Source organism: Neobacillus niacini, from assembly GCF_031457145.1.
Lineage (GTDB): Bacteria > Bacillota > Bacilli > Bacillales > Cytobacillaceae > Neobacillus > Neobacillus niacini_J.
In genome coordinates this window covers 45,756-59,021 of record NZ_JAVDVZ010000005.1, presented here as the reverse complement: position 1 = coordinate 59,021, position 13,266 = coordinate 45,756, and the positions used below count along the sequence as shown (strand labels likewise).

Genomic DNA, 13,266 nt, shown 5'->3' with positions numbered 1-13,266 from the left:
AAACTTTGTTACTTTGAGAGATTAAAACCGCTTGATTGAGCTATGATATGTAGTAAATAGCTTCAATTGTAAGAAAAGAGCTTGCACACTTAATTTCTAGCACAAAAACAGTTTATTCCACGTTAAAATCGGCTTTAAGATTTTAACAATAATTTTTATAAAGATAGCCCCTTATAAAAAATAGGGTTGAATATCTATTGTAACATGGTATATTAATATAATATTTTAGTACTTAAAAGCGTTTAAGCAAGAGAGTGATAACTTATAAATAAAGGTAGGACCAACATGGAAAATAATCATCAGGATTTAAAAAAAGGATTACTGCCAAGGCATGTTCAATTTATTGCCTTAGCAGGAATGATAGGAACTGGAATTTTCAAAGGAAGCTCCGATACGTTAAGTATAGCCGGTCCGAGTGTTATCTTTACCTATTTAATTGGCGGGCTATTATTATTTATTGTGATGGCTGCTTTGGGGGAAATGGCCATTGCTTTTCCTAATCATAATGTACAGCTGCTACTTTATAAAGCATTTGGTTTTAAACTTTCGTTTATTACTGGCTGGCTATACTGGATTAACTGGACCATTGTTATCACAGTTGAATTATTAGCAGCAGGTAGTTTTTTGCAATTTTGGTATCCTTCTATGCCCTTATGGCTTCTCAGCCTGTTCTGTGCAGCGGTCATCATCGGTATCAATTTATTCCCTGTAAAATATTATGGTGAGCTTGAATTTTGGTTCGCAGGGATAAAAATAGTCGCTTTAGTTGCTTTTATCCTATTAGGTGCTTTCATTATATTTGGTATTTTGCCAAGTAATATTGAGGATCCTCTTGCAAATTATACGGCCCATGGCGGATTTTTCCCTCATGGAGTGAGCGGAATGCTTAGTGCCTTTCTAGTCGTTATGTTTTCTTATGGCGGAGCTGAGCTAATAGGAGTGGCCGTAACCGAGACAAAGGATGCTGAACGCGTCATGCCAAGTATTATTAAGGGTGCTGTTTGGCGGGTTATTATTTTTTATATCTTCCCAATCTTAATTATTTGCGGGATTATGCCTTGGGATCAAATAACAGGACAAGACAGCCCATTCGTTCAAGTTTTCAATATTACAGGACTGCCAGGTGCAGCACATGTGATGAATTTCATCCTATTAACGGCTGTATTGTCAGCCGCAAACTCAGGGATTTATGCAACATCAAGAACGCTTTTCTCTATGGCAAAAAGCGGTGTGGCTCCAAAAAGATTGATGAAAACATCAAGCAGTGGAATTCCAATTACAGGACTTATGATTACAACCGTTTTTCTTTTAGTTGGTGTTTTCTTAGCCTATATTAGTCCAGGTAAAATCATTAGTTATCTTATGACCATCCCTGGTTTCACGATTATGTTGGTTTGGATAGGAATCTGTGCTGCCCATTTAAAGCTTCGGCCACAATATAAAGTTAAACCTTCATTTCAAGTAAAATGGTTCCCACTAACGACCATCATTGCTATTTTGGCATTAAGCTTGATTTTTATTGGATTTATTTTTAGCCCAAGCAATCTGATTGGCTCAACCGTTTCATTAGTCATTGTGGGTATTCTAATTACCCTTTCATTTATAGCAAAAAGAAGAAGTGATCTCCGATGAGGGGAAAGGGTTCCGTTTTGAGGTACTTTTCTTAAAATACGTGCCGAAATGACAGTCGTATTGGCATCGTTATTGGTATATAAAAAAGTAAAACTCGCCATAAAAAAATTGGCGAGTTTCTTTATTAGGAATACAAAAACCTTATTTATATAAAACCTCACCGTAATGCATCAAAGCAATGTTCTCTTGGATTTTTGAGATAAGATGTCTTGTCCTTAATCGAGTAACCAGCAAAAGTAAAATAAGCGGAGATTTTCCGGTTATATGCAGAATGGAGCTCGTTTCGGGGTAAATAAGGGGAGGTTTTCCGCTTAATCAAAGAAAAATCTCCCATTTTCGAATTTTTCGAGTCAATAGGCGGAATCTCTCCGTCTATTTAAGCCTTTTTAAATACGAATTACTAATTAAGCGGAATTTTTCCGCCTATTTATCAGCTTGGGTGCTTAACCTGATCCCCCAACAGATGAATGCGGATCGTTCCGCTCTAATCAACCAGTTCCAAAATTTAAAACTATTTCTATTCCTCTTTAAACAGTTCATAAAGAAATCTTTTTCTATTCTCTAAAAAATATTTTGTAATACTATAATGGTCTGTATCTTCATAATCAATTTTTGCAATCTGACCGTGATCGAAGCTATAGATTTCAGCTTCTGGATACCCCAAAAGGATTGGGGAATGAGTGGCAATGATAAACTGTGCATCTCCTTGTGTTTCAAGGTCATGGATGACTTTCAAGAGTGCTAATTGCCTTGCAGGCGATAATGCGGCTTCAGGTTCATCCAATAGGTAAATGGCTTCTCCGTTAAATCGATTTATAAATAAAGACATAAATGATTCCCCATGGGATTGCTTTAATAAAGATTTCCCACCATAATCCTTAAATCCATTATCATCCACTTTATCGATATGAGTAGCAAAATGATAAAACGATTCTGAACGCAGAAAGAATCCATTAGTGATTTTTGGCATCCATGAGAGTCTTATGTATTCACTTAGCTCGGAATTCGTTTCATATACATCATAAGAATTATTTCTGCCACCACCTGCTGTATTAAAACCACATTTATCCGCTATCGCTTCCAATAAAGTTGATTTACCGGATCCGTTTTCACCTACAAAGAAGGTAACATTACTTTCTAACTTCATCTCATTGAGGCTCGCTATGGATGGGATGGAAAAAGGGTAGTCATTAAAAATTGGAATCTTTTCTTTTAATAAGGTAACTTTTTTTAAAAACATAACCGTCTCCCTAAATAAAACATTTCTTTGTAATCCATTTTACACGATTGATGCAAAAAAGCAGCTTTACTTTTTCGTAAAGCTGCGCATTTTCTTTTTGGCTATAATTCGACATATAAACGCTATTAGTAAGATGGTCATTTATTGTACAATATTTTTGCCATAAAAAATTTCATCCATTTCCAGCTTAATTCTTTCAGTTATTTCAATTAACTCTTCTGGATGTAAGGTTTCTTTTTTATAGCCAAATAAATAGTTATTTAAATCAAATTCACGGAGTTTACATTTTGTATGGAAGATATTTTCTTGATACACATTGACATCAATCATATCGAACATTTCTCCGACGTCCTCGGGAATATAATTCTGGATGGAGCTAATCTCATGGTCAATAAATAATTTAAAACCTTTCTTATCTCTTGTAAAACCGCGAACTCGATAATCAATCGTCATGACGTCTGTTTCAAACGACCGAATAAGGTAATGCAGTGCTTTAAGCGGTGAGATTTCTCCACAAGTTGATACATCAATGTCAGCCCTGAAAGTACTGATTCCTTCATCTGGATGATATTCAGGGTATGTATGAACTGTGATATGACTCTTATCTAACTGCATGACCACCGATTCTGGAAGCGGACCAGGTGACTCCTCAAAATGCTCGGATGGAGCATTTTCGACTGGTTCCTCTGATATGAGAAGGGTTACACTTGCTCCAGCTGGTTCAAAATCCTGACTTGCGACATTTAATACATGTGCACCAATAATGTCTGATACATGGGTTAATATTTTCTGTAATCTTTCAGCACTATATTGTTCATCAATATACTTTACATAGGCCTCGCGTTCTTCCTTCGATCGTGTATAACAAATATCATACATATTAAAACTCAGCGATTTTGTCAGGTTATTAAAGCCATGTAATTCAATGGTTTCTTTATGTGTGAGTTTCATGCTGCTTCCCCCTTTTCGATTTTCAAAATGCGGGACAGTGTTGTAAATATTTTTAGATTACCCATTTTTAAGATTTGTTACTTATAAAAAATTACTTTATATATTTCTTATTTATAATAATTATTATTTAATATTTACTTTTAAATAATATGTGTTATAATTAAATCAGATAAGAAATTAGGAGGTATGGAAAATGACACAAACATTAACCCTTGAACAAGTGATGAATCAACAACTCGCAAACTGGAATGTATTATATACCAAACTACATCGTTTCCACTGGTATGTAAAAGGACCACACTTTTTTACCTTACATGAAAAATTTGAAGAACTTTATGAAGAAGCGGCCGGAACAATGGATGAAATAGCAGAACGATTATTAACGACAGGTGGAAAGCCAATCTCCACATTAAAAGAATACTTACAATATGCATCGATTGAAGAAACATCTGATGTGTTAACAGCTGAAGAAATGGTGCAAAACGTTGTAAATGATTTCTCCCAGCTTATCTCCGAATTAAAGGAAGGAATAAAAGCTGCAGATCAGGTAAATGATGAAGTAACGAGTGATATGTTTACGGAGTTAATTGAAAAGTTAAGCAAACATAATTGGATGTTAACTTCCTTCCTACAAGCATAAAAAAGGACAAGGCCGCTGCCTTGTCCTTTACCTGTTTCTACACTACTTGGTAATCCTTAAGCAATTCTACTTCCTCATCCGTTAATTCCCGATATTCACCAAGCTCAAGGGTTTCATCTAATGGTAATGGGCCCATGGAAATTCGCTTTAAATAAACTACTTTTTTTCCAACCGCCTCAAACATCCGTTTTACTTGATGAAACTTTCCCTCGGTTATCGTTAACTCAATGTCGGAACGAATGCCAGACTTTACTATTTTCAACTCACCTGGTTTTGTTTCGTAACCATCATCAAGAGTTACACCCTCTGCAAATGCTTCGATGTCTTCCTCGGTTACTTCACCATCTATCACCGCAAAATAGGTCTTAGGTACATGTTTTTTAGGTGACAACAGCTTGTGAGCTAATTGACCATCATTGGTAATCAGCAATAATCCTTCTGTATCCTTGTCCAATCTTCCAACAGGAAACGGTTCATATACCTGATCTCCGAGTTCCAATAAATCAATGACCGTTTCGCTAACACTGTCCTCTGTTGCCGACAACACCCCTTGGGGTTTGTTCATCATTAAATAAATATATTCTCTGTATTCAATGACTTCACCATTTAGGGTAACGGTTTGTTTATTTGTATCGATATGCTGTTTCGCATCCTTGACGACAACATCGTCAACCTTTACTGCACCACTTTTTAGCAGCTGTTTGACTTCTTTCCGGCTGCCATAGCCTAAATTAGCCAGCATTTTATCAATTCTCATCGTAAATCCTCCTTCCTGTTTAATTCATTCTTAATTTCTTCTTAATACGATCAACCCTATCACCAAATAGTCTGTTGACAAGTCCAGATTTCAATCCAAGGTAAAAATAGATAACAGCGCCTACGGCTGCACAAACAATGATTATCAAAAGTGATTGGAACTTAGATTCTGGAGTTAGGAATAACAAAAGTAACTGGTAAACAATTTCTGTCCCTGCCAACATGATTCCAGCAAAGATAACAATTAACAAACTCCGTCTCCAAACAAATAAGAAAGGGTATCCTGCATAATTTTTAATAACAATTAATTGAATTATTATAGCTCCAATGTACCCAATTGCTGTTGCAAGCACCGCGCCTTTTGTTTCAAACATATTAATTAGTGGGATATTAAGCGACAATTTAATGAGTAATCCAACTAACAAGCTTAATACCGTCCACCGCTGTTCATTGATTCCTTGTAATATAGAACTAGTCACTAAAAATAAGGAAAAAAGAATTCCAACTGGGGCATAGGCTCTTAGTACTTCGAATCCAAGCTCCTTATGCTCATAAAATACAGTGTAGATAGGCTCTGATAATATAGAAAGCCCGATTGCAGCCGGCAATGTTAAGAACATTAAGACTTGAAAGGTTTGATTTAACTGTTGATTTAACCCTTTCCGGTCATTATCTACAAATGCCTTCGTGATACTTGGAACAAGAGCCAACGAGAAACCTGTTGCAAGAGAAACAGGGATGATTACAATTTTATGTGATTCGAAATTTAGTATAGAGAATGCTGCATCGGCAGCCTTAAAACTGTAGCCAATTTCTTGCATAGCCCGTGAAAAGGTAACCTGATCAATCGCTTGAAATAATGGATTAGCAATCCCAACAAATACAAAAGGAGCTGCATAGACAAGGATTTCCTTATAAATTTCTCTTAACGAAACCTGCACTGTCCCTTTATCATGTTGGAGCAGCTGGTCTAAATGCGGTTTCCGTTTATACCAATACCAAAATAAAACCACCAGACTCCCAATTGCCCCTACAAACGCGGCAAAGGTTGCCACACTTACAGCTGTTACAATACTTCCATTTAAAAAGTTTATGACGATAAAGGCCCCTGCAAGTGTGAAGGCAATCCGGACAATCTGTTCCACGACTTGGGAAACCGCGGACGGTCCCATCGATTGATGTCCTTGAAAAAATCCTCTAATTAAACTCATAAACGGGATTACTATCAGTGCAAAACTCACAGCCCGGATAACCGTTATGATATCCATTGCTCTTGATCCGACATCCTCTTTTTTTGTGATAATCATGTCAGCAATAAGCGGTGCCGAAAAATACAATATTAAGAAAGAAACAATACCAGTCAATAGCATCATGACTAGTCCAGATTTAAATAATTTGCGACCAACCGCATACTCTTCGAGTGCATTATATTTCGAGATAAATTTTGAAACAGCAAGAGGCACCCCAGCTGTGGCAATACTAATAAAGATGGTGTAGGGAATGTAAGAATATTGATACAACGCTGTCCCTTCTGAACCTACAATTTGATAAAAGGGTATAACATAAAGTAAGCCAAGAACCTTGGATATGATGGTACCAAGTGTTAAAATAAACGTTCCTCTTATAAGCTTAGACGACATAAAATTAGGATCCCTTCCCAGTGAAGAAAAAGTTTGTGCGCATATGAGCAAACCTTTTGTAGCCTTTTTTGCACACTATTAGTAGTTTACAACTCTTTTTGCACGGATGCTACTAACAACCCTGCTAAAATTTCATGTATTTGGCTGCCTTTTTCGTTTTCTTTTCGTTGAGAGTGTTTATAATGGATTAATGTGTAATGATTAATAGTAAAAGTTTATCCATATAAAAGAATATTCATAAAGTTGGTGGAAGTATGATGTACGATGTTGTTGTTATTGGAGGCGGTCCTTCCGGTCTAATGGCTGCCATTGCAGCAGGTGAGAAGGGTTTAAAGGTCCTGTTGATTGATAAAGGAGACAAGCTAGGAAGGAAGCTGGCGATTTCTGGCGGCGGCCGCTGTAATGTCACGAATCGCTTACCCGTTGAGGAAATCATTAAGCACTTACCCGGCAACGGAAAGTTTTTATACAGTGCCTTTTCTATCTTTAGTAATGAAGATATTATCAAGTTCTTTGAAAAGTTAGGGATTGAATTAAAGGAAGAGGACCATGGGCGGATGTTCCCTGTATCCAATAAAGCACAATCAGTCGTTGATGCACTTTTGAATCAGTTAGAAAAACTTAAAGTGAAGGTATACACAAATAGCCCTGTTGCAGACATTAGTTACCGGGACGGTCATGTTTCGTCCGTGAAATTAAAAAACGGTACAGAATTTGAAGCAAAATCGATTGTCATAGCAGTCGGCGGTAAATCTGTTCCCCATACTGGCTCAACGGGAGATGGCTATGCTTGGGCACAGAAAGCTGGTCACACGATTACTGAACTGTTTCCAACAGAGGTGCCTGTCACCTCAAATGAACCATTTATCAAAAGTAAAACTCTTCAAGGACTTTCTTTAAGAGATATTGAACTAAATGTTTTAAATCCGAAAGGGAAATCACTTATTTCGCATCGTATGGATATGATTTTTACGCATTTTGGCCTCAGCGGGCCCGCAGTCCTTCGCTGCAGTCAATTCGTTGTCAAAGCGCTGAAAAAATGGAAGTTAAATGATGTTACGATGAGTTTAGATGCTCTGCCAGATAAAAAGGAGGAAGAAATTTTCCAAGAAATTGTGAAGTTAGTAAAAAGTGAGCCTAAGAAAAGCATAAAAAACACGTTAAAAGGATTCTTGCCTGAACGATATTTGTTGTTTCTTTTAGAAAAGAATGAAATTGATCCCTCGGACCAAGGGGCAATGATATCAAATGAAAAAGTCCGCACCTTTGCAAAAAGCTGTAAACAATTTTTGATAAAGGTAAATGGTACCTTACCGCTTGAAAAAGCATTTGTTACCGGTGGCGGTGTTTCCGTTAAAGAAATTGAACCTCAGACAATGGCTTCAAAATTAATGGGAGGTCTTTATTTTTGTGGTGAGATTCTTGATGTTCATGGTTACACTGGTGGATATAACATCACTTCTGCTTTAGTAACGGGAAGACTCGCCGGAACCAATGCTGCCCTTTCAGCAAAAAAACAATATCAGGCCTGATATATTTTATCAGGCCCGATAAATAATCATAGCGGAAAAGCAATAGATTTGTTCTTCCTCTTCTTCCTCAGGCATTGCTGCAACATTATATTTAATATCTACTAATTCGTTTTCATCGATGCCCTTTAAAAAACGATTCATTTCCTTTTCTAAATCCTTTTCATGCTCACGGTCAAACAACTTTACTTGGATCATACAAATCTCACTTTCCTTTTTACTATCATTTATTCCCATTTTTTCAGAATTTTAAAATAAATGTTAATAAATTTTGATTGTTACCCAAATTGATGTCCGCTTGACTTTTCGGGCACAATTCCACTCTGATTCTTACCCAAATTAATGTTTCCGCTTCCATTCGGTCACAATCAACAACTCTATAAAAAAAACGATTCCACTATGGAATCGTTTATTCTGTCTCACCTGGCCATGCAAGCATGCCGCCAACCATATTACGGACTTTATAGCCTTGTTCTTGTAAGTAGTAGCAGACATTCCCGCTACGAGCGCTCGAGCGGCAGATAAAGATATATTCTTTATCTTTATCAAAATAGTCAAGATTAACAGGAATTTCACCCATCCGGATATGTTTGGCACCCTGTATCATTCCTTGTGCTACCTCTTCATCCTCCCTAACATCGACAAGCTCGAGTTTCTCCCCTTCTTCGAGCTTTTTCTTTAATTCTTCTGGTGTAATAATTTGAATTTCTTCCATCTTTCCCACCCCTTGAGAAAGGATTCCCCCCTTTTTATAGGGGGTTCCCTCGTATTAATTAATTTGCAACAATATTTACTAGCTTACCAGGAACTGTTATTACTTTGCGAATCGTTTTTCCTACGATTTGTTCCTTCACTCTTTCATCATCCATTGCAATACCTTCTAAAGCTTCTTTACTCGCGTCAGTTGGAACCAATAGCTTCGTCTTCACTTTCCCGTTAACTTGAATCACAATTTCTACTTCATTATCCACTAACTTAGCTTCATCATAGGCTGGCCACGTTTCATAAGAAATGGTTGTACCTGTATGGCCAAGCTTCTCCCAAAGTTCCTCTGCAACATGCGGCGCAACAGGAGCGAGCATTTTCACAAATCCTTCCATAAAATGCTTTGGAAGAACAGTTGCTTTGTATGCTTCATTAATAAATACCATCATTTGTGAAATCGCGGTATTAAATCGTAATCCTTCATAGTCCTCTGTTACTTTTTTCACAGTTTGATGATAAACCTTTTCTAAGGTAGAAGCCTCTTCAGCTGCCTGGATTTTTGGATTTAACTCTCCGTTTTCTTCAACCATTAAACGCCAGATACGATCTAAGAAACGACGGGATCCGTCAAGGCCATTTGCTGACCAAGCAATGGAAGCGTCTAATGGACCCATAAACATTTCATATAAACGAAGTGTGTCGGCACCGTGGCTGTCAACAATATCATCAGGATTTACAACGTTGCCTTTTGATTTACTCATTTTTTCATTGTTTTCACCTAGAATCATTCCTTGGTTGAAAAGCTTTTGGAATGGTTCTTTAGTGTGTACTACTCCAATATCATAAAGGACTTTATGCCAGAAGCGTGCGTATAGTAAGTGAAGAACTGCATGCTCTGCACCACCAATGTATACATCAACTGGAAGCCAGTGCTTTAATTTTTCGGATGAAGCAAGTGCTTGATCATTTTTAGGATCAATATAGCGTAAATAATACCAACAGCTTCCTGCCCATTGTGGCATTGTATTCGTTTCACGACGACCCTTTTTACCTGTTTCCGGATCAACTACATGTACCCAGTCCTCAATCACCGCAAGTGGTGATTCTCCCGTTCCCGAAGGTTTGATATTGGTTGTCTTCGGTAAGGTTAATGGCAGCTGGTCTTCCGGTACGGCTGTCATTGTACCATCTTCCCAATGGATAATTGGAATCGGCTCACCCCAATAACGCTGGCGGCTGAACAACCAATCGCGTAGACGGAACGTTACCTTTTTCGTACCAATTTCCTTCTCTTCCAACCAAGCTATCATCTTCGTGATTGCTTCCTCTTTATTTAACCCATTTAAGAAATCTGAATTAATGTGTTCTCCGTCACCTGTAAAGGCTTCCGTTTCAATATCTCCACCTGCAACAACAGGAATAATTGGAAGATCAAATTGTTTTGCAAATTCATAGTCGCGCTCATCATGTGCAGGAACAGCCATAATGGCACCAGTACCATAGCTTACTAAAACATAATCAGCAATCCAGATTGGCATTTTTTCGCCGTTAACAGGATTAATTGCATAGGCACCCGTAAATACGCCTGTTTTTTCCTTCGCTAAGTCAGTTCGCTCAAGATCACTCTTCGTTTTTACTTTGTCTAAATAAGCGTATACAGCTGCTTGCTGTTCAGCAGTTGTAATTTTATCCACAAATGAATGCTCTGGAGCAAGCACTGCATAGGTGGCACCAAACAGCGTATCGGGACGAGTTGTGAATACAGTAAATGTTTCATCATGTCCTTCAATGTTAAAGGTAACTTCTGCACCCTCAGAACGACCAATCCAGTTGCGCTGCATTTCTTTAAGGCTCTCTGGCCAGTCAAGCTCTTCTAAGTCCTCAAGTAAACGATCACCGTAAGCCGTAATTCTTAACATCCATTGCTTCATTGGACGGCGTTCAACCGGATGACCTCCACGTTCACTCTTCCCATCAATAACCTCTTCATTTGCTAAAACCGTTCCAAGCGCTGGACACCAGTTCACTGCCACTTCATCTATATAGGCTAGACCCTTTTCCCATAGCTTTAAGAAAATCCATTGCGTCCATTTATAGTACTCTGGATCCGTTGTATTTACTTCTCGATCCCAGTCATAGGAGAATCCTAGTGATTTGATTTGTCTCCGGAACGTGTTAATATTTTTTTCCGTAAACTCTGCTGGGTCGTTACCAGTATCTAATGCATACTGCTCCGCAGGTAGACCGAATGCATCCCATCCAATCGGATGTAGAACATTGTACCCCTGCATTCTCTTTAAGCGTGCAAGAATATCTGTAGCGGTATATCCTTCAGGGTGTCCTACATGCAATCCAGCCCCAGATGGGTATGGAAACATATCTAATACGTAAAATTTTTGTTTATCAAATTCTTCACTTGTTTTAAATGTTTTTTCTTCTTCCCATTTCTTTTGCCACTTTTTCTCAATATGCTGATGATCGAAACTCATAAGTGTTGCCTCCTAAAAAAAATTAAAAAAACCCCTCATCCCAAAAGGGACGAGAGGATTATATATGTATCTTCCCGCGGTACCACCCACATTAGTGTTGTAAACACTCGCTTCATTCACCTTAACGCGGCAAACGGCAAACATTACTGACCTTTTCATGTTTGCAACTCATAGGCGAGTTCATGATATACCCGGTTGACTCCCACCAGCCGTCAACTCTCTATAACGGGAATGAATCACTACTACTCCTAATCAATGTTATTAATTATAAAAGTATTACGGTTATTGTATTAAATTTCAGTTCAGTATGCAAGTAAACATTCACCCAAATCAGTATGTCCTATAGGAATTATTTTTAAACAAATAAAAACCGGCCTCATCATGAGACCGGCAAATTTATATCTACTAATTCTTTTCTTGATTTTAAAATACGATCATATAATATGGTTGTTACAATCGCGATAATGAATAAGCCAATTAAGACAAGGAATAGTGCCGACATGCTGTATAAATCGACAAGTACTCCACCTAGTAATGGACCTACCATTCTTCCTCCAGTAGCAGTACTGTTGACGATTCCTTGGTAGAATCCCTCTCTTCCCTTCGGTGCTAATTCAAAAGCGACGGTTGGTACTGCTGGCCAGATAAACATTTCACCAATAGTTAAGATGATCATCGCTACAAGGAAGCCTGTAAACACAGTTACCTTTCCCACAATCAAAAACGAAACGATAAAAAAACCGATTCCAATAAGAATTTGAACCTTAAGCGATGCAGAAAGATGCTTCAACACTCTATTTAAAATTGGCTGTCCAAGGACAATTAATGCCCCATTTATCGTCCACAAAAAACTATATTGAGTTAATGAAATGTTGATTTCCTGTGTATAGGATGAAATGGTTGTTGTCCATTGAACATAGGCAACCCAGCACAGCGAATAGCCAGCACATAAAATAAGCAAAGCCTGCAAATTTTTTCGATTTTTTATAATTACCTGATCCTTTGCTTTTGCTTGCTTTGTTGGTCCTGTTGAGATATTTCTATAGCCAAAAACAGCAATAATGAAAAAGATGACGTACATGATCGTATTCGCGAGGAAAATGAACTGGAATGAATAATCTGCAACAAATCCACCAAGGGACGCCCCAACTGCAACTCCCAGGTTTTGAGCTACATAAATAGCATTAAAGGCTTTCCGTCCTCCCTCTTTCCAAACCGTTCCTGCCATTGCAAACATAGCTGGGAAAACAATTCCTGTTCCAAAACCAGTAATGGTTAAAAAGATGACATAAGCTGGCCAGCCATGCCAAATCGTTAATCCAATAAGGGCTAAAAGCGTAACCCAGATTCCTAGAAGGATTGATTTATAGCCACCGATTTTATCAAAAAGAGCGCCTCCGAATAAGTTTCCAATAACTGTCGCACCGGCATTTAACATTAAAACAACTCCGGCTATTGTTAAAGATTTCCCTAAATGATCGTGAATATAGATGGTATTTAAAGGCCATAAAAAAGAAGAGCCAGTTACATTCACTGCCATCCCAATAATTAACAGCCATAAGGCACGTGGCATGAAAAACGCTCCTAACATTAACTTATTTCGAGTTCCAAAAGATATTGTAGTCTCATTCCCTCTTCCATGCAATGCTTTTCTAAATTGTTGTAATTAAAAAAAAAGTCTCAA

Annotated in this window: 11 protein-coding genes and 1 other annotated feature; of the genes, 3 read left to right on the top strand and 8 right to left on the bottom strand. The window is 37.8% G+C overall.

Annotation, left to right across the window (positions count from 1 at the left end):
* Positions 1 to 285 precede the first annotated feature (285 nt).
* Positions 286 to 1,632 (top strand): amino acid permease, encoded by a 1,347-nt coding sequence (locus J2Y03_RS13815; RefSeq protein ID WP_310195059.1) that lies wholly within the window; start codon positions 286 to 288, stop codon positions 1,630 to 1,632.
* Positions 1,633 to 2,149: 517 nt separating this feature from the next.
* On the opposite strand, the gene J2Y03_RS13810 is transcribed toward J2Y03_RS13815, so the two are convergent.
* Together J2Y03_RS13810 and speD are read right to left on the bottom strand one after the other, a co-directional pair.
* On the bottom strand, positions 2,150 to 2,872 hold the full coding sequence (locus J2Y03_RS13810) for an AAA family ATPase (RefSeq protein ID WP_310195056.1): 723 nt from the start codon (positions 2,870 to 2,872) through the stop codon (positions 2,150 to 2,152).
* A gap of 141 nt (positions 2,873 to 3,013) precedes the next feature.
* The gene (gene speD, locus J2Y03_RS13805; protein WP_310195053.1) at positions 3,014 to 3,823 is read right to left on the bottom strand and encodes an adenosylmethionine decarboxylase; all 810 of its coding nucleotides are present in this window, start codon (positions 3,821 to 3,823) and stop codon (positions 3,014 to 3,016) included.
* 193 nt (positions 3,824 to 4,016) lie between these two features.
* Between speD and J2Y03_RS13800 the strand changes: the two genes are divergently transcribed.
* Positions 4,017 to 4,463 carry a Dps family protein gene (locus tag J2Y03_RS13800; protein WP_310195050.1) on the top strand — a complete coding sequence of 149 codons (447 nt, stop codon included), beginning with the start codon at positions 4,017 to 4,019 and terminating at the stop codon, positions 4,461 to 4,463.
* A gap of 37 nt (positions 4,464 to 4,500) precedes the next feature.
* On the opposite strand, the gene J2Y03_RS13795 is transcribed toward J2Y03_RS13800, so the two are convergent.
* On the bottom strand, positions 4,501 to 5,220 hold the full coding sequence (locus J2Y03_RS13795) for a pseudouridine synthase (protein ID WP_310195048.1): 720 nt from the start codon (positions 5,218 to 5,220) through the stop codon (positions 4,501 to 4,503).
* Positions 5,221 to 5,239: 19 nt separating this feature from the next.
* On the bottom strand, positions 5,240 to 6,859 hold the full coding sequence (locus tag J2Y03_RS13790; protein ID WP_310195045.1) for a putative polysaccharide biosynthesis protein: 1,620 nt from the start codon (positions 6,857 to 6,859) through the stop codon (positions 5,240 to 5,242).
* Between the two features lie 254 nt (positions 6,860 to 7,113).
* Here J2Y03_RS13790 and J2Y03_RS13785 point away from each other — a divergent pair, with 254 nt between their 5' ends.
* Positions 7,114 to 8,391: a BaiN/RdsA family NAD(P)/FAD-dependent oxidoreductase gene (locus tag J2Y03_RS13785; protein ID WP_310195041.1), complete on the top strand. Its 1,278-nt coding sequence runs from the start codon at positions 7,114 to 7,116 to the stop codon at positions 8,389 to 8,391.
* Positions 8,392 to 8,400: 9 nt separating this feature from the next.
* On the opposite strand, the gene J2Y03_RS13780 is transcribed toward J2Y03_RS13785, so the two are convergent.
* From J2Y03_RS13780 to J2Y03_RS13765, 4 genes are all read right to left on the bottom strand, one after another.
* Positions 8,401 to 8,586: a sporulation protein Cse60 gene (locus tag J2Y03_RS13780; protein WP_132093343.1), complete on the bottom strand. Its 186-nt coding sequence runs from the start codon at positions 8,584 to 8,586 to the stop codon at positions 8,401 to 8,403.
* A 211-nt stretch (positions 8,587 to 8,797) separates the two neighbouring features.
* Positions 8,798 to 9,103 (bottom strand): rhodanese-like domain-containing protein, encoded by a 306-nt coding sequence (locus J2Y03_RS13775; protein ID WP_310195037.1) that lies wholly within the window; start codon positions 9,101 to 9,103, stop codon positions 8,798 to 8,800.
* 58 nt (positions 9,104 to 9,161) lie between these two features.
* Entirely contained in the window at positions 9,162 to 11,582 is a 2,421-nt protein-coding gene (leuS, locus tag J2Y03_RS13770) for a leucine--tRNA ligase (RefSeq protein WP_310195034.1), read from the bottom strand.
* Between the two features lie 42 nt (positions 11,583 to 11,624).
* Positions 11,625 to 11,847, bottom strand: a binding site (T-box leader).
* Between the two features lie 114 nt (positions 11,848 to 11,961).
* Positions 11,962 to 13,155 (bottom strand): MDR family MFS transporter, encoded by a 1,194-nt coding sequence (locus J2Y03_RS13765; protein ID WP_310195031.1) that lies wholly within the window; start codon positions 13,153 to 13,155, stop codon positions 11,962 to 11,964.
* Between the last annotated feature and the right edge of the window lie 111 nt (positions 13,156 to 13,266).

What these genes read in the sequence shown, in the direction of transcription:
- J2Y03_RS13815 (WP_310195059.1), top strand. Translation starts at nt 286, where the DNA reads ATGGAAAATAATCATCAGGATTTAAAAAAAGGATTACTGCCAAGGCAT.
- J2Y03_RS13810 (WP_310195056.1), bottom strand. Translation starts at nt 2,872, where the DNA reads ATGTTTTTAAAAAAAGTTACCTTATTAAAAGAAAAGATTCCAATTTTT.
- speD (WP_310195053.1), bottom strand. Translation starts at nt 3,823, where the DNA reads ATGAAACTCACACATAAAGAAACCATTGAATTACATGGCTTTAATAAC.
- J2Y03_RS13800 (WP_310195050.1), top strand. Translation starts at nt 4,017, where the DNA reads ATGACACAAACATTAACCCTTGAACAAGTGATGAATCAACAACTCGCA.
- J2Y03_RS13795 (WP_310195048.1), bottom strand. Translation starts at nt 5,220, where the DNA reads ATGAGAATTGATAAAATGCTGGCTAATTTAGGCTATGGCAGCCGGAAA.
- J2Y03_RS13790 (WP_310195045.1), bottom strand. Translation starts at nt 6,859, where the DNA reads ATGTCGTCTAAGCTTATAAGAGGAACGTTTATTTTAACACTTGGTACC.
- J2Y03_RS13785 (WP_310195041.1), top strand. Translation starts at nt 7,114, where the DNA reads ATGATGTACGATGTTGTTGTTATTGGAGGCGGTCCTTCCGGTCTAATG.
- J2Y03_RS13780 (WP_132093343.1), bottom strand. Translation starts at nt 8,586, where the DNA reads ATGATCCAAGTAAAGTTGTTTGACCGTGAGCATGAAAAGGATTTAGAA.
- J2Y03_RS13775 (WP_310195037.1), bottom strand. Translation starts at nt 9,103, where the DNA reads ATGGAAGAAATTCAAATTATTACACCAGAAGAATTAAAGAAAAAGCTC.
- leuS (WP_310195034.1), bottom strand. Translation starts at nt 11,582, where the DNA reads ATGAGTTTCGATCATCAGCATATTGAGAAAAAGTGGCAAAAGAAATGG.
- J2Y03_RS13765 (WP_310195031.1), bottom strand. Translation starts at nt 13,155, where the DNA reads ATGCCACGTGCCTTATGGCTGTTAATTATTGGGATGGCAGTGAATGTA.